General features: G+C 57.2%; 36 protein-coding genes. All 36 read right to left on the reverse strand.

From position 1 onward, the window contains the following. The 36 genes from DXB00_RS10495 to DXB00_RS10645 all read right to left on the reverse strand — a co-directional run bounded on the left by DXB00_RS10495 (nucleotide 1) and on the right by DXB00_RS10645 (nucleotide 22,370). A complete protein-coding gene (locus DXB00_RS10495) occupies nucleotides 1-1,854 on the reverse strand; it encodes a tape measure protein (RefSeq protein ID WP_118729287.1) in 1,854 nt (617 codons plus the stop codon). A gap of 193 nt (nucleotides 1,855-2,047) precedes the next feature. Then, entirely contained in the window at nucleotides 2,048-2,473 is a 426-nt protein-coding gene (locus tag DXB00_RS10500) for a phage tail assembly chaperone (RefSeq protein ID WP_118729288.1), read from the reverse strand. Further along, nucleotides 2,419-2,964, reverse strand: coding sequence for a phage tail tube protein (locus tag DXB00_RS10505; protein WP_243107205.1), 546 nt, complete (start codon nucleotides 2,962-2,964; stop codon nucleotides 2,419-2,421). The genes DXB00_RS10500 and DXB00_RS10505 overlap by 55 nt, the downstream gene beginning before the upstream one ends. 14 nt (nucleotides 2,965-2,978) lie before the next feature. Further along, entirely contained in the window at nucleotides 2,979-3,860 is an 882-nt protein-coding gene (locus tag DXB00_RS10510; protein ID WP_442861373.1) for a phage tail sheath subtilisin-like domain-containing protein, read from the reverse strand. Then, on the reverse strand, nucleotides 3,779-4,300 hold the full coding sequence (locus DXB00_RS18240; RefSeq protein WP_442861374.1) for a hypothetical protein: 522 nt from the start codon (nucleotides 4,298-4,300) through the stop codon (nucleotides 3,779-3,781). Before DXB00_RS18240 ends, DXB00_RS10510 begins: the two co-directional genes overlap by 82 nt. Beyond that, nucleotides 4,301-4,483, reverse strand: a complete 183-nt coding sequence (locus tag DXB00_RS10515) for a hypothetical protein (protein WP_118729290.1) — start codon at nucleotides 4,481-4,483, stop codon at nucleotides 4,301-4,303. Beyond that, nucleotides 4,473-4,895, reverse strand: a complete 423-nt coding sequence (locus tag DXB00_RS10520) for a phage tail terminator family protein (RefSeq protein WP_118729291.1) — start codon at nucleotides 4,893-4,895, stop codon at nucleotides 4,473-4,475. Before DXB00_RS10520 ends, DXB00_RS10515 begins: the two co-directional genes overlap by 11 nt. Further along, the gene (locus tag DXB00_RS10525; protein WP_158578292.1) at nucleotides 4,892-5,338 is read right to left on the reverse strand and encodes an HK97 gp10 family phage protein; all 447 of its coding nucleotides are present in this window, start codon (nucleotides 5,336-5,338) and stop codon (nucleotides 4,892-4,894) included. The genes DXB00_RS10520 and DXB00_RS10525 overlap by 4 nt, the downstream gene beginning before the upstream one ends. Further along, the gene (locus DXB00_RS16400) at nucleotides 5,338-5,703 is read right to left on the reverse strand and encodes a hypothetical protein (protein WP_158578293.1); all 366 of its coding nucleotides are present in this window, start codon (nucleotides 5,701-5,703) and stop codon (nucleotides 5,338-5,340) included. Before DXB00_RS16400 ends, DXB00_RS10525 begins: the two co-directional genes overlap by 1 nt. A 1-nt stretch (nucleotide 5,704) precedes the next feature. After that, complete coding sequence (locus DXB00_RS10530; RefSeq protein ID WP_147358073.1) at nucleotides 5,705-6,055, reverse strand: hypothetical protein; 351 nt, start codon at nucleotides 6,053-6,055, stop codon at nucleotides 5,705-5,707. After that, nucleotides 5,988-6,254, reverse strand: coding sequence for a hypothetical protein (locus DXB00_RS10535; protein ID WP_118729293.1), 267 nt, complete (start codon nucleotides 6,252-6,254; stop codon nucleotides 5,988-5,990). Before DXB00_RS10535 ends, DXB00_RS10530 begins: the two co-directional genes overlap by 68 nt. 7 nt (nucleotides 6,255-6,261) lie before the next feature. Beyond that, nucleotides 6,262-7,266, reverse strand: coding sequence for a major capsid protein (locus DXB00_RS10540; protein ID WP_118729294.1), 1,005 nt, complete (start codon nucleotides 7,264-7,266; stop codon nucleotides 6,262-6,264). A gap of 17 nt (nucleotides 7,267-7,283) precedes the next feature. After that, complete coding sequence (locus DXB00_RS10545; protein WP_158578294.1) at nucleotides 7,284-7,877, reverse strand: phage scaffolding protein; 594 nt, start codon at nucleotides 7,875-7,877, stop codon at nucleotides 7,284-7,286. Between the two features lie 232 nt (nucleotides 7,878-8,109). After that, nucleotides 8,110-8,403, reverse strand: coding sequence for a hypothetical protein (locus DXB00_RS10550; protein WP_118729296.1), 294 nt, complete (start codon nucleotides 8,401-8,403; stop codon nucleotides 8,110-8,112). Continuing rightward, nucleotides 8,400-9,890: a minor capsid protein gene (locus DXB00_RS10555; protein WP_118729297.1), complete on the reverse strand. Its 1,491-nt coding sequence runs from the start codon at nucleotides 9,888-9,890 to the stop codon at nucleotides 8,400-8,402. Before DXB00_RS10555 ends, DXB00_RS10550 begins: the two co-directional genes overlap by 4 nt. Beyond that, entirely contained in the window at nucleotides 9,874-11,238 is a 1,365-nt protein-coding gene (locus DXB00_RS10560; protein ID WP_118729298.1) for a phage portal protein, read from the reverse strand. Before DXB00_RS10560 ends, DXB00_RS10555 begins: the two co-directional genes overlap by 17 nt. After that, entirely contained in the window at nucleotides 11,232-11,636 is a 405-nt protein-coding gene (terL, locus tag DXB00_RS18245) for a phage terminase large subunit (protein ID WP_442861375.1), read from the reverse strand. Before terL ends, DXB00_RS10560 begins: the two co-directional genes overlap by 7 nt. Beyond that, nucleotides 11,597-12,619, reverse strand: coding sequence for a hypothetical protein (locus tag DXB00_RS10565; protein ID WP_442861376.1), 1,023 nt, complete (start codon nucleotides 12,617-12,619; stop codon nucleotides 11,597-11,599). Before DXB00_RS10565 ends, terL begins: the two co-directional genes overlap by 40 nt. Further along, nucleotides 12,612-13,016 carry a terminase small subunit gene (locus tag DXB00_RS10570; protein WP_118729300.1) on the reverse strand — a complete coding sequence of 135 codons (405 nt, stop codon included), beginning with the start codon at nucleotides 13,014-13,016 and terminating at the stop codon, nucleotides 12,612-12,614. The genes DXB00_RS10565 and DXB00_RS10570 overlap by 8 nt, the downstream gene beginning before the upstream one ends. Before the next feature lie 68 nt (nucleotides 13,017-13,084). Then, nucleotides 13,085-13,864, reverse strand: coding sequence for a hypothetical protein (locus DXB00_RS10575; RefSeq protein WP_119214878.1), 780 nt, complete (start codon nucleotides 13,862-13,864; stop codon nucleotides 13,085-13,087). Nucleotides 13,865-14,060: 196 nt separating this feature from the next. Continuing rightward, nucleotides 14,061-14,459, reverse strand: a complete 399-nt coding sequence (locus tag DXB00_RS10580; protein WP_118729302.1) for a hypothetical protein — start codon at nucleotides 14,457-14,459, stop codon at nucleotides 14,061-14,063. Nucleotides 14,460-14,525: 66 nt separating this feature from the next. Next, entirely contained in the window at nucleotides 14,526-14,708 is a 183-nt protein-coding gene (locus DXB00_RS10585) for a hypothetical protein (RefSeq protein WP_118729303.1), read from the reverse strand. Beyond that, nucleotides 14,698-14,865, reverse strand: coding sequence for a hypothetical protein (locus tag DXB00_RS16405; protein WP_158578295.1), 168 nt, complete (start codon nucleotides 14,863-14,865; stop codon nucleotides 14,698-14,700). The genes DXB00_RS10585 and DXB00_RS16405 overlap by 11 nt, the downstream gene beginning before the upstream one ends. Then, nucleotides 14,862-15,014: a hypothetical protein gene (locus tag DXB00_RS16410; protein WP_158578296.1), complete on the reverse strand. Its 153-nt coding sequence runs from the start codon at nucleotides 15,012-15,014 to the stop codon at nucleotides 14,862-14,864. The genes DXB00_RS16405 and DXB00_RS16410 overlap by 4 nt, the downstream gene beginning before the upstream one ends. Next, a complete protein-coding gene (locus tag DXB00_RS10590) occupies nucleotides 15,011-15,226 on the reverse strand; it encodes a DUF551 domain-containing protein (RefSeq protein WP_119214879.1) in 216 nt (71 codons plus the stop codon). The genes DXB00_RS16410 and DXB00_RS10590 overlap by 4 nt, the downstream gene beginning before the upstream one ends. Nucleotides 15,227-15,587: 361 nt before the next feature. Continuing rightward, nucleotides 15,588-15,929, reverse strand: coding sequence for a hypothetical protein (locus DXB00_RS10600; protein WP_118729306.1), 342 nt, complete (start codon nucleotides 15,927-15,929; stop codon nucleotides 15,588-15,590). After that, complete coding sequence (locus tag DXB00_RS10605) at nucleotides 15,926-16,138, reverse strand: hypothetical protein (RefSeq protein ID WP_118729307.1); 213 nt, start codon at nucleotides 16,136-16,138, stop codon at nucleotides 15,926-15,928. Before DXB00_RS10605 ends, DXB00_RS10600 begins: the two co-directional genes overlap by 4 nt. Beyond that, nucleotides 16,125-16,457 carry a nucleoside triphosphate pyrophosphohydrolase family protein gene (locus tag DXB00_RS10610; RefSeq protein ID WP_117490506.1) on the reverse strand — a complete coding sequence of 111 codons (333 nt, stop codon included), beginning with the start codon at nucleotides 16,455-16,457 and terminating at the stop codon, nucleotides 16,125-16,127. The genes DXB00_RS10605 and DXB00_RS10610 overlap by 14 nt, the downstream gene beginning before the upstream one ends. Beyond that, complete coding sequence (locus tag DXB00_RS10615; protein WP_308751199.1) at nucleotides 16,447-17,439, reverse strand: DUF4373 domain-containing protein; 993 nt, start codon at nucleotides 17,437-17,439, stop codon at nucleotides 16,447-16,449. The genes DXB00_RS10610 and DXB00_RS10615 overlap by 11 nt, the downstream gene beginning before the upstream one ends. Beyond that, nucleotides 17,436-18,218, reverse strand: a complete 783-nt coding sequence (locus DXB00_RS10620) for a hypothetical protein (protein WP_119214880.1) — start codon at nucleotides 18,216-18,218, stop codon at nucleotides 17,436-17,438. The genes DXB00_RS10615 and DXB00_RS10620 overlap by 4 nt, the downstream gene beginning before the upstream one ends. Before the next feature lie 21 nt (nucleotides 18,219-18,239). Then, nucleotides 18,240-18,614: a hypothetical protein gene (locus tag DXB00_RS10625; RefSeq protein WP_118729310.1), complete on the reverse strand. Its 375-nt coding sequence runs from the start codon at nucleotides 18,612-18,614 to the stop codon at nucleotides 18,240-18,242. Beyond that, the gene (locus DXB00_RS16415) at nucleotides 18,607-18,753 is read right to left on the reverse strand and encodes a hypothetical protein (protein ID WP_158578297.1); all 147 of its coding nucleotides are present in this window, start codon (nucleotides 18,751-18,753) and stop codon (nucleotides 18,607-18,609) included. Before DXB00_RS16415 ends, DXB00_RS10625 begins: the two co-directional genes overlap by 8 nt. Further along, complete coding sequence (locus DXB00_RS10630; RefSeq protein WP_158581304.1) at nucleotides 18,750-19,466, reverse strand: MBL fold metallo-hydrolase; 717 nt, start codon at nucleotides 19,464-19,466, stop codon at nucleotides 18,750-18,752. Before DXB00_RS10630 ends, DXB00_RS16415 begins: the two co-directional genes overlap by 4 nt. Continuing rightward, complete coding sequence (locus DXB00_RS10635; protein ID WP_118729312.1) at nucleotides 19,463-20,113, reverse strand: phage replication initiation protein, NGO0469 family; 651 nt, start codon at nucleotides 20,111-20,113, stop codon at nucleotides 19,463-19,465. The genes DXB00_RS10630 and DXB00_RS10635 overlap by 4 nt, the downstream gene beginning before the upstream one ends. Beyond that, nucleotides 20,110-22,023: an AAA family ATPase gene (locus tag DXB00_RS10640; RefSeq protein ID WP_119214882.1), complete on the reverse strand. Its 1,914-nt coding sequence runs from the start codon at nucleotides 22,021-22,023 to the stop codon at nucleotides 20,110-20,112. The genes DXB00_RS10635 and DXB00_RS10640 overlap by 4 nt, the downstream gene beginning before the upstream one ends. Then, nucleotides 22,020-22,370 carry a hypothetical protein gene (locus DXB00_RS10645; RefSeq protein WP_118729314.1) on the reverse strand — a complete coding sequence of 117 codons (351 nt, stop codon included), beginning with the start codon at nucleotides 22,368-22,370 and terminating at the stop codon, nucleotides 22,020-22,022. The genes DXB00_RS10640 and DXB00_RS10645 overlap by 4 nt, the downstream gene beginning before the upstream one ends. Nucleotides 22,371-22,402 lie beyond the last annotated feature (32 nt).

A 22,402-nucleotide genomic window follows, 5' to 3' on the forward strand; every position in this document is an offset into this window, starting at 1 on the left:
TTAGATGTGCACTCCTTCCGCACTGGTGACAAGCGCCTCGGTGACCTTGGCTTCCAGCAGATTGACTACGCCGTCCAGATCCATCTCGTTCGAAATGTTGTTGTGGTTGACCATTTCCACCTTGATCTCGGCGGTGATGTACTTGTTGATGACCTGCCGCTCGGCAATATCGCGCAGCAGCTTGATGTCGTCCGAGGATACGCTCACATCGTCCGCAATCTGGGCGGTGTTGTCCGCGATGTTGGACAGCAAACCCGTTGCCGGATCGTCCGGCAGGTCAAGACCCAGCTTTTCAGAGATGCTGTTCTGGAGGTTTGCGCCCCAGTTGTAACCGTTGGCGTAAGCCGTTGAATACTCGATCTTCTCCTTGTGCTTAACGTACTCCGTCCACCCGGACTGATCCTTGATCTTCTGGATGCTGTCGGTGTAGCTGTCGTAGAACGTGTCCAGACCGCTGGTGATGTTGATCTTCACGCCCGGAATAAGATTGATGAGCTTCTCGATCGTCCTCACCATACCGCGGATGACGCCGACAACATACTGGCTGAGCTGCAAAAACAAAATCTCGATTGACGCAATCGGGTGCTGGAACACGTTGCCGAGGAAGTTGATAAGATCGGCAATCACGTTGTAGACCGGCAGATAGAACATATTGTAGACAAACGCGCCTGCCATCGCAAACAGGCCGCAGATCACGCCGACAGCGCTCGTCGTTTCGTTCTTCGCCCGGTTCGTGTAGTTGATGTACGCGGCGATAACGCCGATCAGAATGATGATCGAGCCGATAATCAGCACGATCGGGTTGAGCGACATCACGGCATTGAGCATCTTCTGCGCGGCTGTCAGTGCCTTCGTAGCCGCAGCACAGATCTTCGTCCAGTTCGCCGCCACCGCAAACAGCGCAAAGGCTGCCGCAGCCGCAAGCACCAGCGGGCCGATGACCTCGATGTTGTTCGCCACCCAGTTGATGGCTTCGAGCAGCGGCTGCAAGGCCATGATCGCCATGTTGCTGGCCTGCGTCCAGACGTCCGACCAGGTGAGCGGAATCTCGTTGAACTTCTGATTGGTTTCCTCCGCCGAGGACAGCAGCGCGGACTTGACAACGCTCGCCGTCAGCTCGCCCTCCTGCGCCATGCTGCGGATTTCACCGACCGATACGCCGAGGTAGTCCGCAATCGACTGGATGATAGTCGGTGCCTGCTCGAATACCGAGTTGAGCTCCTCGCCGCGCAGCACGCCCGAGCCCATCGCCTGCGTGATCTGGAGCATGGCGGCTGCCTGTCCCTCGGCGGACGTGCCGGCAATCTTGAACTGCTTGTTCAGCTGCTCGACAAACGCGATCGTTTCCTGATTGCTGCTGAATGCATCACTGGCAAGCAGGCCCATCTTCGCGACCGCATCCGCCGTAGCGTTGTACGCGCCGCGCGAACGCATAGCCGACTGATAGATCAGCTCCTGCAGGTCGGCGGTGCTTTGCAGACCGTCGTTCATCAGATTCAGACGCGCCGTGGTCTGCGTCATTTCGTCCGACATACTCACGATACCGCTCACCAGCTTGGAGCCGAGGAACGCGGTGCCCAGCTTTTTGAGCGATGCCGTCAGGTTCTCTGCCGGCGGCTGCGCCGAGGTCATGCCGCTCCGCAGCTCCTCGACTTCGCTCACGGTTCGGGTGAGTTCTTCGCGCACACCTGCCAATTCGCTGTTAAATTGTGAATACAGACCGGTCGGCGCCGCCTGTTCGGTCAGGCTCTGCATCCGTTCAAATCGGTCGTTGACCGTACTCAGGTTGGACGCGATACGGCTGAGTACATTACTCATACCGTCGCGCAGCTGGACGGTATTTGACAGTGCCATAGAACTCACCTCCCTCGTTTTGCTTTATCCAGAGCCGCCTTTTCGTCCTCGTTGTTCACGACACAAGACGCCCAGATAAATGCCCGTTCTTCCTTGGGCAGACTTAAATATTCGGACGGCAGGATATGGAGCTTTTGCAGGCAGTAATGCGCTGCATACGCTTCATAATCATCAGAGCCCTCACCGTCCCGAATCAGTTTTTTGCCTGTTCCACCAGATCGAGCTTGTCACCGAAGCCGCAGATGTCGAACAGCTTTTCCGTGTAGTTCGTATACTCACCCGGCGTCAGCATGGCCGAGATCAGCTCCTCGGCGCACTTTACGCCGTAGCTGTCCTGCAATTCTGCGTCGTTGAGGTTCGGATAAACCGTGCAGGCGGCTGCCAGCTTGGCAAGGTACAGCACGTTGTCGAATTCCTGACGGAAGCTGCCGCGCTTGCCCGGCACCTGTACGCGGTACTGGCAGTCGCGGCGCAGCGTTTCATCCTCGCGCGAGGAAATGCAGCGCACCTCCCACTCGAGCGGCTTGCCGTCCTCATCGGTGAAGCGGTCGGACACGACCAGCCTTACGTTTTCAACCTGTTTGGCGTTCTGCGCCAGAAATGCGGTAAGATTACCCATTGTACAAATTCCTCCTTATTCCATACCGGACAGCGTGTTAAATTCCTCCGGCATATCCCAGTTATCGAACGTGCCGGAAAGCTCCTCATCGAGCAGACTGTCGCCCGCGTCGAACTTCGCCAGATCGAGCTGTCGATCAGGCAGCCGGTGTGCGTGATGGTCTGACGGCCGGCAGACGAGGACGGGTCCTCGTTGGACACCTGAATCTCAAACGGCGTCATCCTGCCGGTCTTGCAGTAGATCAGGAACCAGCGGCGGAACACGCTCTGGTTAAAGTGCGCCGTGCCCTTCCACGAACCGGACCACCCACTTGGCTTCTTGCCCTTGCCGGTGCGGCCGAGCAGCTTTACGTCCTGAATGTCGACCTTCGCGGACGACTCAAAGCTGTACAGCTGCATCATATTGTAGCGGTTGCCGTCAAGGGTGACGTAGCACTCAGCCATCGAACCGGCTACCGCATCATTTGCTTCCATAACAGGAGCGTTCAGCATGACTTTTCCCTCCTTTATTCAACGATTACCTTCATGTAAAGCTGTTCCATCGCGGAAACCGGCTGTACATGGTCCTCGACCGCAACCGACTTCTTCATGTCGCCCTGCGACACGGTGACGCTGCTGCTGTCAAAGTTCTCAATGGCGCGGATGGTCTGGAGCTGGGTGTGATGCGCTACGATGTCACTCCACAGGCTCACGCGGCCGGAGGCGTCGTTCTGGACTTTGCCGAGGTACTTCGAGTTAAACAGCGATGCAATGTCATTCGCAATCTGGTCGAGCACGCGCATGACCTGATTGGACGAGAAATCCGCGCTCTTTTCGTCTGTAATGCTTACGAACGTGTTGATGTCGGTCAGCACGCGCGTCTGGTCGCCCACACGGTGGAACGTGAACTCACCGGCCTTGATCGCCTTTTCAAGCTGGGTCTGCGTGTAGTTCGTGTCGATGTCGTACTCGCCGGTGTAGGTCGAGTTGGTCATCGAGCGGTTGACCGCGCACGCGGATTCCGCGCCGGTCGTCCAGTAGACAGCCGAGGTATCATCAGATGCACCGACCAGACCGTTCTTGACGGAAATCACGCCCTCATAGTCTGCCGCAGGGTAGCCATGCAGCACGCACTGGAACTTTACGCCCTGCTCATCACGCAGGCGGCGCGTCCAGTTGGCGAACAGACCCTTGACCGTGCTGTTCTTCGTGTCGCAGCCGACCGCGTTGAAGCTGTACGGCTCGATCTTGTCGAGGAACGTCTGGTAAGCTGCATCCTGCACCGCGCCGGTCGTGCCGCCGGTGAGCAGCAGGCCCGCGTTCTCGGTCAATGCCTCGCTGCCCTTCCAGTGCAGATAGTCGTTGTCGGAAAGGTCTGCAACTGCCTTAACTGCCTTCTGCGTGTCCACAAGGGTCGTGCCGATATAGGTCGAAACGTCGTAGACTCGTTCGTCGATACCGTGAAGCCCTCGTTCTGCTGAATCACGATCTTCAGTTCGTTGCCGATCTTGCCCGGATACTTCGCCTCTGCGTACTTGCAGGCTGCCTTTGCACCGCCGCTGTTCAGACGGAACAGGTGCAGCGTCTTGGCATTTGCGAAGATCTCGCGCAGCGGACGCAGCTCGTCCGCCGTGTAGGCGTAGCCGGTCAGCGCAAGTGAGCCCTTCTGGAACTCGCTGTTCTCGATGGTCACGACCTCGTTCTCCGGTCCCCAGTCGAGGGACAGCGGGAAAGCCGCCGTGCCGCGGTCGCCCAGGGTCGCAGACGCACGAGCCGCCGACACAAAGTTGATGTACGCACCGGGCAGAACCTTGTTCTGCACGGTATACATACCGCCGCCTAAAGCCATTTAATTCACCTTGCCTTTCATAAAGTTGTCAATGAGCGCGTCCACCTCGGGAAAGGTGTAGCGCTGATCCTTGTCGAGCAGCACGCCCAGCAGGTCGCGCCGCTCGCGGTATCTGTCGAAGGTCAGGAGCTGTGCGCCGGTAAACGCCGGTGCTCCTGCCTCGTTTTTGCGTTTAACTGCCATTTTCGTTCTCCGTTCCTACGGTGGTCTGCAAATTCTCCATCGGAATATCTTCCGGGATTTCCCGGACAAACTGCCGGTAGTCCGCGAAGAAATGCAGCACATCATCTGTAATTTCCCACGAGAGATTGCTCCCGCGCAGGCTTTCCGTGCGCCGCAGCAGCAGCGTGAGCGTCTGTGCGGTCTCTCGGCACTGCTCCTGCGGACGGCCGTCCGACGGGAAGAACCGCACGTCCATGTGCTGCACGATCTCATGCAGGCCGGACGGGTACGGCGTGACGTCCGCACGAAGCTGCCGAATGGAGAAGCACGGCACAGAGAAGCCCTGCTCGATGCTCTCGGTGTAAATGTCGTATTGCTCCGGCGGAAACGCCGTGCGCAGACGGTCTACAATTTCCTGTACGGTGTTAATCATTTGCCCTCCATCATGCGGCTGAGAAATTCCTCGCTTTTGGCCTTGATAAAGTCCGGCGCTTCTTTCTGGAAGTCGAGCAGACCCTCACGCAGCATATGCCTGCCCTCGACAAAGCCGTTCACAAGGCGCTTGCCGATGGCCGGAACGTACCGTCCGACCTCCTGCCGGTGGCCGTTCTCGACCCACGGCGCGTACTCGATGTTGTTGTAAATTTCCGCGCGGTAATGCTTTCCGCTGCGCTTCGCCTTGGTGATGAACCAGTTACGCCGCAGGTGGCCGCGGTCAACCGGTGTCAGTTCCTTGACGTCGGTCAGCAGACCGTTCATCATCTCGTCCAGCAGTCCGGTGTAGAAAGCGTCCATCTCCTGCTCGCTGGCGGCGGCCTTAATACGTTCGTTTAAGTCGCGCAGCTCGTGAAAATCACAGCTTCCCCAGCTTGCCATTACGCTCGCTCCTCTCGGACAGCGGAAAGCTGCTGATGGGTCGGATAGACCACGCTTTCGCCGCTGTATTTCAGCCGATAGGTCACGCCATACTGCTGAACCGCAATGTGGCAGCCTGCCGGAACGGTCAAGTCCGGCGCACAGTAAATCGTCGCCTGATAGCTGATCTGACCGCTGTTTGCGTCGGTCCTGCTGTCCGGTGTACCCGAAAACGACAGTGCACATGGGATATTCTCGTGCAGCACTGCGTCCGGCGTTACGACGGTTTCGCCGTTCACTTCCTGCTTGCGTGTGCCGGTGACGGTCATCACGCCGTCATAGGTCTGCTCAAGCAGCGCCCGTTCCAGCTCCGGATTGCCGAGCATACTACCACCTCATCTTTCGATAGGCATTCAGCTGTGCCTTGTAGTCGGTGAGGAAGTCACCCGAGCCTGCCAGCGCCGCCAGCTGCTCCGCCGCCGTGGCAAAGGAAAAGGACGTATCCCCTCTGGACACGCCCTTTGCGGCAGGCTGCATATTCTCGTTCTGGAGCTGAACGCTGTTTACCAGGCCGCGCACCATAAGCGCTGCAGTGTTCGTCAGGCCGTCCGGTGCCTCGGTCAGATTGCAGTAGTTACAGATCTGCTCGAGCACCAGATCGCAGGCGAACTCAAGCGTTTCCTGCGGCAGGTTCGGCAGCAGGCTTTGCGCCCGCAGCATCAGCGTTTCCCTTGTCATTTCTGCGCTTCCCCCTCGGTTTGTCCTCGGTCGGCTCGGTTTCCTCCTCGGCGGTCACGGTTTCCACGGTAAAGCCCGCACGGCCGGAGAACCAGCTTGCAAGCCACTCGTTATCCGTCTGCGCCTCACCACTGACGAACTGCACACCGCCGATCTTGCGGTCGTACTCCTCGCTCGGTGCCTTGATCTTGTACATCATGTGCACCTCACTTTACCTTGAAGTTACGCAGCACGCCGGCAGCGCGGGACTTCTTGAGCACGGTAGCGGCTACCATTTCCACGTCACCGGCCTTGACTGCACCTGCGGTGGAGAAATCAGGCAGCGTGGTCGAGATCACCTTGCCGCCCATCGGAGATACGGCGTGGAAACCGTCCAGACCCAGACGGACTGCGTACAGGTCGGTCAGACCCGTAACCGTGGTCTTAGACGAGGACGCGCCGTATTCACGCGACGTAATCGGCACGACCGGCTTTTCCTTCTTCTCGGCGGTGTCGTAGTAATACTGCATATCCATGAACGGAATGCCGTTGTAACCGCTCATCTGACGGCCGAAAGCGTCCTCGGCGTGGGTCAGATAACCGGCACGGCGGGCGCACGAGCGGATCTTGGTCAGCAGCGCCGCATTGCCGATGAGCATAGTCGGCACACCGTCCAGCTCGGAGAGGAACTCGTCGAGCATATCGAGCACGGTCTTGTAGTTGGTGTCGATGGCCGCCGAGGTGGACAGGTCGATCGCCTTGGAGGCGTCGGCGTTGAGCTCGGTGGAGGTGCCGACAAGCAGCGTATCCAGACCGTCAAAGCCCTTGGTGCCCTTGTCGCCGTTGATGGCAGTGTAGTGGAACAGGTTGGTGGTCGCCTTGATGTGCTCCTCGAGCTGGAACTGCACCTCGTTGATCTGACCGTTCGCGGTGTTAGCGAGAACACGGTCGATCTTGAACGTACCGCCGAAGATCTTGAGGTCAACCGACTTGGTTTCGCGGTCGGCAACGGTCTCGGTGTAGTCGGCGTTGATGTCGCGGAAGTCCGCGCCTGCCGGGGTCTTGAGCTGAGTGTAGCCATAGGTCAGGGTCGAGCCGCCCGTGCCGGGGGAAACCGAGTTGTCAAACGTCAGTGCGTTCAGCAGCATGGAGCCGCGGCGGAACTGGTCGATAACCTGCTGGTCCACATGGTTTGCCATGCCGACCTTTGCCTGTGCGAGAGTGATAGGCATTTTTCATCTTCCTTTCTTTATCCGTTGGTGTTGTATACTTCTGCGAGAGCGGAACCGAGGTCGTTTACCGTGTTCGGCTTGCCGCCGGACTGCGGGTCATAGCCGCCGTTCGGGTTTCCGCCCTTGCTGCCCTGCTTGCCGGACTGACCTGCACTGTCCTCCTCGAACAGCCACGCCTTGTCTTTCTTCAGCGTTTCGAGCTGCGCGTCCAGACCGGTCACCTTGCCGTCCGTGCCGATCTTGATGTCGTCCATCGAGAGCGCCGCACGGGTCAGCTGCGGATCGCGTGCATGGGCACGGGTCAGTGCCAGGTCGATGGCAGCGTCGCGGCGGATGTTCGCGGTGTCGGTGTCGTACTTGGTCTGGAGGGTTTTGAGGTCATCCTCCAGCTTCTTCGGGTCCTTGCCGTCCCACGCCTTGGCGGCGGCACGCAGGTCCTTGATGGTGTTGTTCGCCGTGGTCAGCTCCTGCGCCTTGGTGTCCAGGTCGGCCTTGGGAACGTAAGCACCGCCGGCGGCGTTGACCACCTCAAACTTTGCGTCCTTGGCTGCCTGCTGAAACTGCTCCCACGTTAGTGCGCCCTTTTCAAAAAGGCTTTTGAGAAATTCCATTGTTTTTGCTCCTTTCATCGAAAAATGGGTATGAAAAAACCACCTTGACGGTTGTCTTGGTGGTTAGTTCTTCGGTTGTACGACAAAGGCGCCCCTTGCGGAGCGCCCCTATCGGGATTTCTGGTATTTTGGTGGGTGTGCCCTTTCCCACATTTCTTTTGACCCAGAGGGTGCGTAGCAGCACAATCTCTACTTCAAAATACCTTTTCTATCAATTTTCGCAAACAATTTGTTACGATGCCGGCCGCATGGACATCGGCAGCGCGTTCTGGTAAATTCCCATGACCTTCATGCGGAACTGCTGTTCGTTCAGCGTATCCGGGTCACCGGTGTTATACGGGTCAAAGTAGCCGCACGCATCCGGCATTTCTTCTTCCAGATAGTCGCACAGGTCAGGGTTTTCCTGCTGAAAAGCGTCATACGCATCCGAAAGCGTTGCAGGGAAATCAAACGAAAAACGCTCTGCATCGTACTCGCCGTACAGGAACTTTGCAATCATCAGCATCAGTTCATTGGTGTATTTCATAACGCAGTCCAGTCCTTTCTTGGCGTCCGCTTGACTACCACACTGACGATTTCGCCGGTGTCATCCGCCGAAATAACAGAAATGCCGTCGTAAAAACGAACATATTTGCCGTCCGGCTGTTGGTAGTTTGCGGGCTTATTCAGTATACGCAGTAATTCTTCCTTGGTGAACGTGAATTTATCCTTGCCGGTTTTCTGACCGAGCACACGGTTGAGTGCGTGCTCACGGAACGCAAATCCGGCATCGCTGAAATACTGATAGGTTTCTTTCAGCTTGGCGCGGTACTCCGGGGAATAGGTTTCGGTGCTGTCGATTTTCTCAAACAGGCGTTTGTTCTCCATCATTATCCCCCATTTCTTACTTTCAGTATACTTGATATTGCGGAATTCTTCAAGCGTTTTCGGTGCTTTTTCACCCAAGACGCGCTGATATTCTTCCCACTCGGTTTTGTCTGCGTCCCCATCAACATACTTCTTCCGCCATTCCTCATACGTCAGCTTCTTCTCGACATACTCGGTCTTGCCGGTCGCGGGATTTCTGGCGGCACGCTTACTGCCGATCTGGAACTCCGTCACCGGGACGGTGGTACACCGGCAGCGTGGGTGCAGCGGCGGATAGTTAATGCCGGTTTCACGCTCCGCGAGCGGAAACTCGCGCTGATCCAGAGCACCGCACACCGTGCAGGTCTTGAGATCGAGCGCCGCCTCGAACCGATAGGAGCGGATACCGGTTTCCCGGTATCCCTGTTCGGCAGCTTCAGCCGCCATATGGACGCTCTCAGTGTGGATGAGCACCGCCGCGCGGCTCTCAGACACGCCCATGCGCTTGGCAAACTCTTTCGTCATGCGGTCGAGCGAGTCGCCGCGGACAAAGCCGCGTGAGAGCGTCTGCATCAGCTCACGGGTCAGCTTGTCCTTGTCTGCCCAGATGCGTGAGGAAAACTCACTGCCGGCCCATGGCGTAGCGAGGATCTTCTCGACCGTCTGCGGGTCAATCCTTGCGAACGTGCTTGCCACATCGACCTGCTGGCTGACGGCGTACACCGTGCGGTAGTAGGTGTCGGTGTAACGCTCCTGCAAATGGTCGCGCAGCACATCGCGCTGAGAGCTGAACAGCTCCATCATACGCAGTTCGACTTGCGTCTGCAACGCCTGCAAACGTGAGATGCGCGACCGGAGATAAACCTCCTCCAATTCCTTGTCAAAGCCGCCGGCAAGCGCCTTCGCGCGGAACTCGTCCAGCGACATCCGGAAGTCCTCCAGCTCTGCATCCCGCAGCAGCCTGCGTGCATCTGCCATGCTGACGCTCTCGTTCTCGGCGTATCTGGCGTAGAAGATCGAGATTTCCTTGTCCAGTTCGTGCAGAATGCGCTCGTATTCCCGATGGAACCGCAGACACAGATCATCGTCCTCACGTTTCTGCTTCTCGGCGAGCTCGATGGCACGTTTGCGCCAGTACGCGCCGTTCAGCTTATCCGCTGCTGCCATCGCCTACACCGTCCTTTGGTGGAAACTGAAACTGCGGCTGCTTCTCGGCTGCTGCCTGCTGTTCCTTTTCCATCTGCTTCTGCTCGCTCTCGGCATCGTCTACCCACGGATGGTTTGCGAGTATCGTTCTGTCCGAGATAATGCCGACCGACTGCTGCGCGATCTGCGCGGTTTCGAGGTCGTTCTGCACCATGTTGCGCGTCCATGTCTGGAGAATGCGTTTCGGCTGCGCGATACCCTCCAAGCGGCAGATAGCACGCACCAGCTCGGCAAAGCCGGAGCGGAACTGCGTTTCCAACATCACGGCTTTCAGCTCAAGCAGGCTGTACAGGTACTTGAGCGCCACACCGGACGAATTGCCGAAATTCTCCGGATTCGGGTCAACGCCCATGCCGGAAACGAAGATCTGACGGCGGGTTCTCTCGAGAAAGGCGTTACGTGCCTCAAACGGGATTTCCGCACGGATGGTATCCACACCGCCGTCTCCCTCGACCTTGATGAGCTTGCTCTTTTTGAGGTCGCTCATGAACTCGGTCTTGTCCGTGCCGCCGTAGTTCTTGATGACGAAGATGACCTCCTGCACGTCCTCCATATCGTTGGCGAAGCCGGAAACCACCTTGTCGTAGGCGTCGATCAGGTCACGGTACAGCGGCAGATCGCCCATGCGGTCGGCGTTGTTGTAAAACGGGATGAACGGCACAGCGCCGAGGCCGTGCCGCAGCTCCTGTCCGACTTCCGGGTAATCGAAGTAAGCATAGCTGCCGGACACGCCGTTCTGACGGTAAAATCGGCAGGTCGTGTCGTCCCAATACTCGCACACCTGCACGGTCTGACCGCTTTCCGGGTCGAGCATGGTGTAGCAGCGCAGCACACCGACTAAATCGCTCTCCAGCGTACCGGAGAACACCGGCACGATCTGCTCCGGGTCTACGGTATGATAGCGGAAACGGCCGTCTGTGCCGCGCCAGTAATGCAGCCACCCGACCGAGGTGTTGCTCGCGTCAATGCCGAGCTGCATGGCCGTTGCGGTGTACTGATCTCCGAGGATCTCTGCGATCCGCTCGTTGGCGGTCTTGTTCCCCACATCGAACACCGGCGGATAGCTCAGCGCGTAGGAAACCTTCTGCGTCACGAGCAGATTATGCCACGAGTGCGAAATGCGGTTGTCCGCGAGGTGCAGCGGATTGCCGAGCGCCTGCTCGGTCTCTGCCTGCCGCTGCAAAACGCTGTTGTCCTGCTTGATGCGGTTGACGTTGCTGTAATAGCGCCGCGCCTCGTCCGCTGCGCGGATGAACTGCCCGTGCCCCTGTAAAAGCCGCTGAATCGTGCGGCTGTTCACTTTCACCATACGCTGACCCCTCCTTTCCTGGTAAACTGCTCCGCAACGCCGGTCGTGGCGTCGGGAGCGTCATCATGGGCATTCTTGCCCTCTTTCTGGTAATGTAACATTGCTTTTGCGTACTCCGGCCAGCGGTCGCGCCAGTTTGCGGGGTAGTAAATGTGATCCTGCACCCACGTTGAGTTGGTGAGGATACGCGCGACCTTGTTCTCGCTCTGGTGGAACCACTCCACACGGCAGCGGTTGGAGCCGAGCCGCCGAAGCTGCTCCTGCACGTTGCGGGCAAAGCCGCGGCCGCCGTTGTTGCTCTCGATTTTCGCGAGGTTTACGCCGTGCGCCAGCAGCCGCCGTGCGGTTTCCGGCTCGGTCACTTCCATCGGATCCTTTGTGTAGTAAATGTCGAGCACATACGCCTCGTGCGCGTACTCGCCGTAGATGATGCTGCACAATAGTCCGCGCCGGTGTCCGCCGTGTCCGTGTAGCTGCGGATATGGGTAAACAGCGGATTGCCGTGCTCGTCCCTCGGAATGTCCGTATAGGTCTTGAAGCTGCTGTACAGACGGCCTTTGAGGTCGATCGGCTGCTGCTGATAGTTCGCGGACGCGATTTCCTCGCTCATCGTGCGAACCTTGTCCTCGTAGTCCTCGCGGGTGAGAACCGCATCGCACAGCATGGTGCCGTCGTCCTGCAAGGCCTTCATGGTGATGAGTTCCGCGTCCTGCCAGTGCTCCAGAGCGCGTCCTGCGAGGTCGCCGGTCGCCCAGCGCGTCATGATGATAACGATCTTGTAGCCGGTTTCGGTTCGGGACAGCATCGTGTCCGTGAACCACTGCCACTGCTTGTCGAGTGCGCCCTCGTTAAACGCCTCCTCGGCCTTCTTGATCAGGTCATCGAGAATCAGCTTGCGTGCGCCGAAGCCGGTCGCCGTGCCGCCTGGAGAGGTAGCGAGGTAGCTCGCGTACTGCCCCTCGAGCGCCCACTTGCCCGCAGCGGCCTCGCCGTACTTGATGCGGGTCTGCGGAAAAATGTCCGAGAACACAATGCGGTTCGGGTCGAACCGTTCCTCCACAATACCGTCACGGACTGCCCGTGCGAACGTCGTGGACAGCGTTTCGTTGTAGCTGCCGGTCATGATCTGCTCGGACGGGTCGCGCCCAAACAGCCACTGGCTCAGCAGCACCGCCGTCCGGCTCTTGCCGTGTCGCGGCGGCATATTGACCACCAGCACCTTGCGGTCGCTCTCACAGAACGCCTGTAAGCGCCGACACAGCGTCTTGAGGTACGGCCGGTCCTCGCGGTAGAAGTCCGGCGCCATCAGCTTGCAGAACGACCAGAAATCACGCCGGGCAAGCTCTATGCGAGCCGCGCGGCGAATGCGAGGGTCAACCATCGTCCGCCAGCTTTCGCAGCTCCTCGGTGGTCAGACCGGCAAGCGGGTTGTCTACCTCGAGCGTGCCGGAGTGCTCGATCTGCTGCACAAACGCGCCCGCCGCTTTCGCTCTCAGCTCGGAGGCTTTGAGGCGGTCCTTGGTTTCCTCTCCCTTGTCGCGCATGACGTTCGTCCAGAAGGCGTTTATCTCCTCCATGTCGGCAATGCGCGGCGTTTCAAGGATTTTATCCCGCTCCGCGATGTAAACAGCAAGTTTCCGCAGGTTTTCACTGCCGATGGATTGAAATCCGTTGTCATCCCTCGCCTTGTACCCGGCAAGCCGCGCCGCCTCCGCCGCCGTCTTGCCCTGCTTGTAATAATCTACCCAAGCCTGCTGCTTGGCTGTCAGTTTGCTCACGCGCTCACCGTCCTTTCTGAAAATGGGTAAAAGAAAACCGCCCTAACAACTGTTAAAGCGGTCTCTTTCTATTTCTTCTTGTTGAGTTCAGCCAATTGCTCTCCAAGTGTTTTTTCTTCATCTATTTTCTTATCGTTCTTTTCCTGATAGAGTCGATTTCTTGCTTCGATATAAGCCAATGTCTCCAACTGTTCTTTTGGTAGCGATCTCGATAATGTTTGTCGCGATGCATTCCTTTGGTTTGCATTATATGCTGATTTTATTTTCTGCAAATCTTCATTCATTTGATCTACTTTATTCAACAGCATATATAATAATAGCTGATTACGCTTATCATCGCTAACCGATGTATCAGAGAGTGATGTATCGGTTATATTTGCAGGTTTAATATTCAACTCATTAATTATAGAATTAACGTTGTTTCCTTCAGTAGCTTTAATTGCCGTTTTTATTTGCTCTCGCGCCTTTACGACACCACGATACCCCATTTGTGAATCATAATCGATGCAAGATATGCAACCAACATCAAAAATCCTTTCTGTACCCTCCTGTTGAACTATAACGACCGGCTTATTAAAGGCTTGGCGAATACCCAATTCAAAAAGGACATTCGGATTGCGCGTGCTCAAATCGCAAATCGCCATTGGCGCTTCAAGTAGATTTTTAATTATTTTCGTCTGAATCAAGCTGCTTTTACTGTCTTCATCTACTCGATGTGGTATATATCCAGCTGCTTCAATCGCCGGACTGAATACATCTTGATAAACTTTCAGAAAAGGTCCTTCTTCGTACCCTGACGGATCACTAATCGGCATAATGACAAAACACGTTTTCTTTTCTTCGTTCATGCTATCACCCTACATACTGTATTTATTTTATTATAGCGTAATAAGTCATAATCTGCAATGAAAAAGCACCCTTTCATACAAGAGTGCTCTTTCTAGGTGATAGTACATGAAGCAAGAGGAACAGGGTCTGCGTTTCACCCCTGTCAACTTCACGATACTATTAAAACACAGATTTAGGTGCACGTTAGGCAAATTTTCACGGAAGGTCTAAATATTTTTCGACCAGCCGAATAAACTCCGCATTCCATGTATGCGCCGTCCTCTCGCTCACCGGCACGCACATCGCCGCACCATACAGCGTATGGCTGCGCTTCCAGTACACGCGGTCGATCAGCTCCATGCGCTGGTGTCCGTGCTTCATGCGCTCAGTTCCCGAGATGGCAGCCCGCACCGCATCATACCGTCGCTGTTCTTTATCAGTCAGGCGGTCAACGACCGCACGCTCAACCGGACTACCGCCGCTGCTGTGACCGCCGGACGCGCCGTAGGCCGGTGTGCAGGGCATGTCACCCACGCTCTCCGCCTTGCGCGCGAGCGCCGGATACGAACGGATGATGCGCTTTGTGTACTCCCACCAGTCCTCACGATTGTTCAATGCTTCCCCTCCCTGTCCGTAATGCCGTAGCGCCACACGAGATAGCGCCGAACCTTATCGCTGTATTTAGTCAATATTCTTGTGCGCCTCCTGATATTTCCGCATGATGCCAACCGCTACGCGGCAGGCTTCGTCGCAGGCGGCTACCATCTTTTCACGGCCGTGCAGACCACCGTAGTATTCGATCGTTGCCAGCTCCTCGGCTGTCGTGGCCGGGTCGAGGATGCGGATTACCTGGTTAATCGTCATGGGTGTCCTCCCTCTCTTTGGCACGCCGTTCTGCTCCGTGCAGGATAGCCTGAATGGTGTATGCGTCCAGCAGTGTCATAACCGGAATGGTCTTCCTGCATAGTTTCAGCAGGGTTTTCGCTGTTTTCTTATCTACCGGGCCACTGAAATCGTTCATTTCTTGTCCTCCTCTCGGATTGTTCTCAGCAGTTCCTCATGTAACTCGCTGAATTTCCCGTCCCAGAAGTGGACCCGATGCAGCACAAGGAAGAACAGCACCAGCCACAGGATACAGTCCAGATTGACCAGCAAATCAGTGATTGTCATTCCTGCACCTCCGGCAACTGCGGCAACGGCCGCCAGAACAGCACATCGGTTCCGGCTTTCAGCCCGCCGACAAAATACGGCTGCTCATCCCAGGTACGCAGCGTTTCCACTCTTGCACGTCCCCACTTGTTGTACGTCAACACCGGCACACCGCGCTCCGGCAGGCGCTCCTTTGGGTTGATCCAGCCGTTCTGTTCGATCAGCTGGGTCACTGCCTCGCGGATCAGGCGCAGCCATGCAAACCGCAGTTGTGATCATGCCCGCAGCCGAGGCAGGCCAGAGAGCCGGTCTGCACTTTCAGCTGTCCGAGGGCTTCGATAAGTTCTTTTGTATTCATGCTTATCCTCCTATCAGACATCGTTATAGCGGTTCAGGCAACGAGTATTATTGCAAAACCGTTTCTGACCGATTACCTTTAACGGCTGTCCGCAAAACTGGCAATACACCGCTTCTGTTCTCGGCGGGACATCATCCGCGTGTGTACCGCCGTATCTCATGCGGTTTACCATGCACAAAACCGACCCCGGCTGAGCCGCGGCAATGCAGTGTTCCTTTGCTTTGCAGTAATAACATTCAGGCGTTGCCATCTCTCATCAGCTCCTTCCGCAGCTCCTTGAGCTTGTCCGTCAGCAGGCTCTCGGCCTTGCTCCCAGCTTTCAGCTTGCCGCCCTTGTCGCAGAGATTGAAGCGCGGACAGTTGACATTATGCGTACCGCCGCCGGGAAAGAAGTCGTCGCCCTCGTACCAGCTGGCGGTGAAAAAGCTGCCGTCCGGCAGGTCGAGCCGGTACACGTTAAGCCCGATCTCGGGCGCCTTGTGCCAGATACCCCAGTTCTGCCAGTCGGCCAGGACGGCCTTGCGCTTGCTCTCGTTGGTCAGGGCGAGAATGTCCTTACCTGTCAGTTCCAGCATCATACCTCATTACCTCCCATTCGCAGCAGCTCTGCGGCCACGCACTCCGAACAATGCTCGATAAGATTGTCATGGTCCTTGATTTCTCGCGGAAATCTGCAATACTCGTCGCAGAACCCCTCCATCACCTTGTTTGCCCGCTGCTCCCAGCAGGCCAGATGGAACTCGGGTGCAGTCCGCACGCCCTGTCCGCAGAATTTACATTTTGCCATTGTTCTCCTCCCGATTCACGCTCGCCGCCGGCGAAAAACCATCCGGATACCGCCGTTCCAGCTTCTCGATGTTTGCCTGCATGATGTACTCCAACGGTACGTTCATCAGTTCAGCCATCAAAGTCACATACCACAGCACGTCGCCCAGCTCTTCGATAATTTTGGACGGCTGCCACGGATGTCCCTGATACATACACTTCTTGACTTCATCGGCTACCTCGCCAGCCTCGCCGGTCAGGCCGAGAGCGGCATTTGCCGTGTTATAGCACTTCGGCGTCGCTGTACGCATGGCCTTGCGCTGATATTCTTTAATCGTCATTACTGTTCTCCTTACTGCGGTTCATAACCCGATTTTTCCATTCCCGCTCCCAGTCCGAAAGCTGCGAATCGTCCTGCCCTCGGTCAGTACCGCCGATGTTCGCCGGGCTGAGATAGCCGCTCGAGTCCTCCTGCTTTGGTCTGCTCTGCTCTTTCGGCCTGGACAGGTTCGCTGCCGTCAGCACGCCGTTTTTCAGCCGCTCACGCAGTACGGTCATAAAGTACGGCACATAACCGCGGCTGTCGCTCTTGGCGTGGCCGACTGCATAATGCGCAGTAGCCGTTATCACCTCATCGGTCATTCCTAATGACCTCATCTTGGCGATAGCAGAGCGGTTCGCCTTGTTCAGCCGTTCTCCTAAAATTTCCTCCACGTCGCTGTGTAGTAGAGTAGAATTACTATCTATATTCCTATCTTTTTCTTTTACTTTACTATGTGTACTTTCGTCAGAGGGAAACTGGGGTTTCTCGCTTGTGAAACCGGGGTTTTCCTCGCGGGAAACGAATTTTTGCAGCAAAACACTGCGAGAGCTGATCTCCCGCATTTCCTGCTCGGTCAGAAGCCACAGTTCCCACTTCACCTCCGGATTGGTTCGTCCGGCAGTCGCAAAGTAGTAGTGCTCCTGGATTCTGTGCGAGGTGATAATGCCCTGCTGGAATAGGTCGCCGTCGAAAAGCCCGTGCGCCGCCAGACAATCTATCATCTCTGCAATTTTTTCTGCGTCCGGCTCATAGCGTCCGGACAATACTTCGCTTTTAATGGACCAGATCACGCCGTCACGGTCGCTATCGCCGTAGGCTAAATAATAGCCTTTGTCGCGGTACGCCATCACCAGCAGCTGTAAATACACCACGATCGCCGCCGCGCCGTATTTGCGCCGTGCGGTAATCAGCTTCGGGTCGCTCATCAATCCAATATCGTGACGGAAATAATCCAGCCCGTTCTTGGTCGGTCTGCCCGTAGTATCACCTCCGGTTTTCAGGGCAGGAAGGGCGGGGTTGCCGCCCTGTGCCTTGCCTGCTTACGCCAGAATGATAACGTCCTCGCGGAGCTCCTGCGGAATGTGCTGCTCGAACCAGTCGCGGATATTTGCGATAGCCTCACGCTCCATGCATCCGCATCAGCCGCAAAGAGCGCCGCCTGCACCTCATCGCCGGTCTGGCGAATACGGAACACGAACGGACTTTTCGGCTGCTCAACCTCGGTAAAGGTACGGTACGGCGCCAGTACAACCGGGTTCGGCACGCTCACCTGCTTCACAAGAGAAATACCGCTGCGGGCCGTCACGCGCTGCGTCATGCCGTCATCCGCCAGCGATACGCCGTTCTCGGTCGTTACCGTGCTGATGAGCTGCACCAACGTGTCGCGGACTTCGGTCGGCACGAAATGCGTCTGCATATTGATGATGAACTCCTCCACGCCCAGCCAGCGGCCAAACGGGAACGTTGGTGCGGACAGCTCGGCTTCCAGCAAGCACTCACGCGCCTTGTCGCTGTTCAGCTCGCGGTACAGGTGCACGCTGTCGTAATCCGCAACGTGGATAACAAAGCGGCGGCTGAGGCTGTCCTCGTCCTCAGCGCACTCATCCGTGCCGCTCTCGATGTAGTCGCGCACCGCCGAAAGCGTATGTACCGCCAGCGGCGATGCCGTCAGCTCGTTCGGAATGCGGTGCAGCGTGCGGTCTGCATAGTGGCTGCCGTTGCGGAACTCCAGATGCGGAGCCGAAAGGTTTACGATATATTCCAGTGCTTCCTTGATCATTTTGAATATCCTCCTATTGATTTACGCCAGCTTGACGACCTTGGGTTCGGTGTCAACGGACGGGTCGAACGACTGCTGACCGGGCACCTGCGGCGTGTACTCCATAACGATGGGTTCTGCGTCCGTGCCACCGAGCAGCAGTGCGCCGTCGATCGGCTTGACCGGAATCAGCTTGCTGCTCACCTCCGCACGGACAGCCACGCTGTCGCGGTTCTCGGTCGGCACGATGGACAGCTTGATGGTCAGCGTCCGCGCCTTTTTCGCCTCAGTGTTGAAGTCGCGGCAGTTTTTCATGATGCGCGTCAGCTCGTAGGCCGTGCGCTCACCGATCGCGCCGTTCATCATGTCCAGAATGCTGATCTCCTTAACTTCGCCGGTGTTATTAAAGTTACTCATGGTTGTACCTCTCCTTCATCTCACGTTTGTAGAATCTCATCAGACCGTCTATGATCTCGCCAGGTGTCATGCTCCAACGAGCAGCGTATTTCAGCAGCGCCGATGCAGTGCGCGGGTCTACGTCAAATGTAATCTTCATGAAATTCTCCTCTTATTCCGGACAAATCCGAATCTCAATCCCCGGAACTCCCGTTCAAACCGCCGCTGCCATGCCTCTGCCCTGCTGTTGCCGGCGGACAGGTGCAGCAGCCAGATGGTGAGCACGCCGCTGAGATCCTGCTTGTGCAGCCACTTGATAACGTCATTTACCTCGAAATGGCTGTGCCGGATGCGGTCTTTCAGCACCGAGGGAATCCGGTCGCTGCGGTTCAGCAGGCGCTCCTCGTAGTTGCATTCAACCGCGATGTAGGTCAGCTTATCGGCGGTGACGCCCAGATTCGCGGTGTCCACCGCCCAGAGCAGGCGTTCCTTAGTGCGGCCGTCCTCGATGAGGAAGCCGAGCGGCTCGTCCGTGTTGTGGAACGTACGGAACGGAACGACCGTCAGGTGTCCGAACCGCAGAACCTCGCCTGCCTTGATGAGATGCGCCGCGTCCATTGCGTCCTTGTGGGCGGCGGCTGTGCCCTCGCTCATATAGATCGGAACGCCGCCTTTCAGCAGCTGTGCGGCGGCTTTGGCGTGGTCCTGGTGCTCATGGCTGACCAGACACGCGGTAATGCCCGCCACGCCGTAGCCGAGCCGCTTTTGCAGCTCCTTGAACGTCAGTCCGCACTCCAGCAGCAGAGTCGTTTCACCGTCCGACACAACGTAGGCGTTGCCGCGAGAGCTGCTCGCCAGTGATGTAAACGTCAAATCGGGCACGCTCCTTTGCTGTCAGGCGGCGTTTCCGGTTCTTCGGGCGGAATATCGACCTTTTCCTCGGGTGCGTTGTCCGCGAACTGCGTAGACTTGCGGATGATGTCCTGCACCCACTCGGGCAGTTTGCCGAACACTTCCATGTCCGGCTCATCCGCATCAAATACGAGGATTTCACTCTCCGGCTGCGGTGCCGGAAGGCCTTTAGGGAAACCGGTGACCGCCTCGATGCGGTTGTACTTGCTACCGTCATCCTTTTCAACGACGGTCACGCTGAGCATGGCCGGTACGCCTGCCATCTGCATCAGATCAAAGCCATCACCGGCCGGATCCAGCTCCGCATCGGTCAGCGCCTTACCGCGCCATGCGGTCAGCATCTGGAATAGCGCCGCACGCTCATGCAGCGACACCGTAAACCGGCGGGACGACAGCCAGCGCGGCTTGTCCTCGCCGTCCACCTCGACACGCTCATCCGGTATCTCGAAGATGAACATACATTCCTCGGCGTACTTGCCCTGCTTCTGCTTCTCGAACTGCTTGTACTGCTGACCGAGGTCAACGACCGCAACGCAAACACCTATGTAGGTGCCGCCGTCCATCAGCGGAATGCTGCTCACGACCTTGCGTTTTGCTTTCAGGCTCATTCGATTCTCAACTCCTTATCCTGCTCCGAAACCACCAGCCGCACGACCTGCGAGCCGATAGGCTGCAAATGTGTAACACTCTCGGCGTTGTCCACGAAAAGCGGTACACGGCGGTCAAAATGTGCGGAAAGCGTGTCGATAATGTCCATGCCAATGTTGATTTGCATGGCGTTGTTCGTGCCCTCGAACGTCGAGCCGTTCCTGTCCATCGGCTCACAGCAGTCTGCCAGACCGCCGTTGACCTGCTCAGTGAACAGTCGCCAGCGTGTCAGACGGAACTTGCTGTTGACGCTCTCGGTGATAGCCTGCACGCGGTAGCGTGTAAACTCCTCGCACATGGCAATGAGCCTGTCCATCTGCTCGACCTTGGCGGCGGCTTTGCGCTGCTCGGTCTGCAACTCGGCAATGCGCTTTTTCGTGTCCGCGAGTGTCTGCTCCTTGGCAAGAACGGCATCGCTTTCCAGCTTGCGGCGCGTCAGCTCGGCGTGCTCGGTTTCCAGACGGGTCTTTTCCGCAGCGGTGTCGCTGTTCAATCGGTCGAGCCGCTTTTCCGTATCCGTGATGAGCATCTGGATGGCGTTCCTGCGGCGGTCGTAGTCCGGCAGGTTCTCCGGTTCTGTGATGACCGGCGGCGTATATCCGTCAAGGGCAATCTGCGCTTTCTGCACCTCGTCCTGTGCGGATTTCAGCGCCGTTTCCGCATTCGCAAGGCGCTCCTGCGCGGCGGCAATGCCCTGCTTGACCAGCTTGCTGTCCTCAAGGAGTGCGCCCTTACGCTGCTGCTGATAGGCGGCAAAGGCTTCGCGCGCCTCTGCAACCTGCTCTGCCGGCAGCGGCTGATGGCAGGTCGGGCAGACGGTTTCCGTGAACTCTTCCATGTCAATCGCACGCCAGCGGGCACGGTAATCGTTTAGGCGGGTTTCGCCGTCCGCGATGTACCGCTTTTCATGGTCAATGGTTCTCTGAAAGCGATCAACGTCCTGCTTACGTTCGGAAAGCGCACGGCGCAGCTCGTCGGTCTTGTCCTCGACCGGCACGCGCTGACTGGCAAGATGGGCGTTGTTTTCGGTTTCCAGCTCACGGAGCTGATTTTGCAGTGCGCCCAGCTCGTTGCGTGCCTGTGCGGCAAGGGTGTTGTTCGTGAGCTTCACAAGCTCGCCCTGCACCCGCTCGCGCTCGGCCTGCAAACGGTCGCTTTCGCTGTGCGCTGCCGCGAAGTCAAGACTTTCCAGCTCCGCTACCATGCGGCTGCATTCATCCACGCGGACCGGCAGCGTGTTCAGGTTTGCGTTCATGTCCTTGCGCTGCTTCATCAGCACGGACTTGTATTCATCCACTGTCCGGCGGCCGACTTTCTCGGTCAACTCGGCAAACTGCGGTGCAGTCGCGAGCAGCTGCTTGTCCTCCGGCAGACCGCAGATCTCAGCGAGCAGCGTGCGGCGGTCTTTCCAGTGCATTCCTTTCGTTACCGCCCAGACATCGGTGAGCAACTTAAACTGTCTCTCGTCGATCAGCTCTGCAATGCGGCGCTTGTATGCGTTTTCGGCAAGCGGCACATCGTCGATGTAATAGTCACGGGTGTCACCGGCGTAGCGCTCGATGGACGAACCGCGTGGCTTCTCCCACTTCTCGCGGAGCACCTTGCGCAGCTTGATTGGCTCGCCGTCCACCTCCAGAATGGCGGTGACCTCGGGCATCGTGCCTGCCGGTGCACCAGTCGGCTTGATGGCCGGGCGGCTGTGGCCTGCGCTGTCCTTGTCGAAAAGCAGCCACGTCAGCGCGTCGTAAACGCTGGTTTTGCCTGCGGCGTTCTCGCCATAGATGTTGTTCACGCCCTCGTGAAAGTCGAGGTGCAGGACGTTGAAGCACTTGAAGTGCACCAAATCCAAGGATTTCAGAAGGATGTTCATGCTTCCATCTCCTCCAGCAGGCTCTTGATGATGTCCTTCGGCGTGCCGCGGCGCAGCAGGTCGGCAATGTCGTCGCCGGTCAGCTTCGCGCCCTTGCGGACGAGTGCTGCACGGCAGGTCGCGTCATCGTAAGTCGTGCGCTTCCAGACGGGCGAATCCTTGCTTGCGATGGCGCGGGTCATAGACACGCGAAACGCTTCACCGACGTTCTTGTCCTGCTTGCGGATCTCGGTGTACATGCTTGCAATCGCGTAGCTGATCTGGGCGGTGATGAAGTCCATCTCGCCGGACAGCTCGACTTCGGTCTTGTTCACGCCATTTTTTTCCGTACAGATAATCTTTACCATTGAAAATCTCCTAACTTCATGCTATTATGTGG

Source organism: Butyricicoccus sp. OF10-2 (genome assembly GCF_003481925.1).
GTDB classification, from domain to species: Bacteria; Bacillota; Clostridia; order Oscillospirales; family Butyricicoccaceae; genus Agathobaculum; species Agathobaculum butyriciproducens.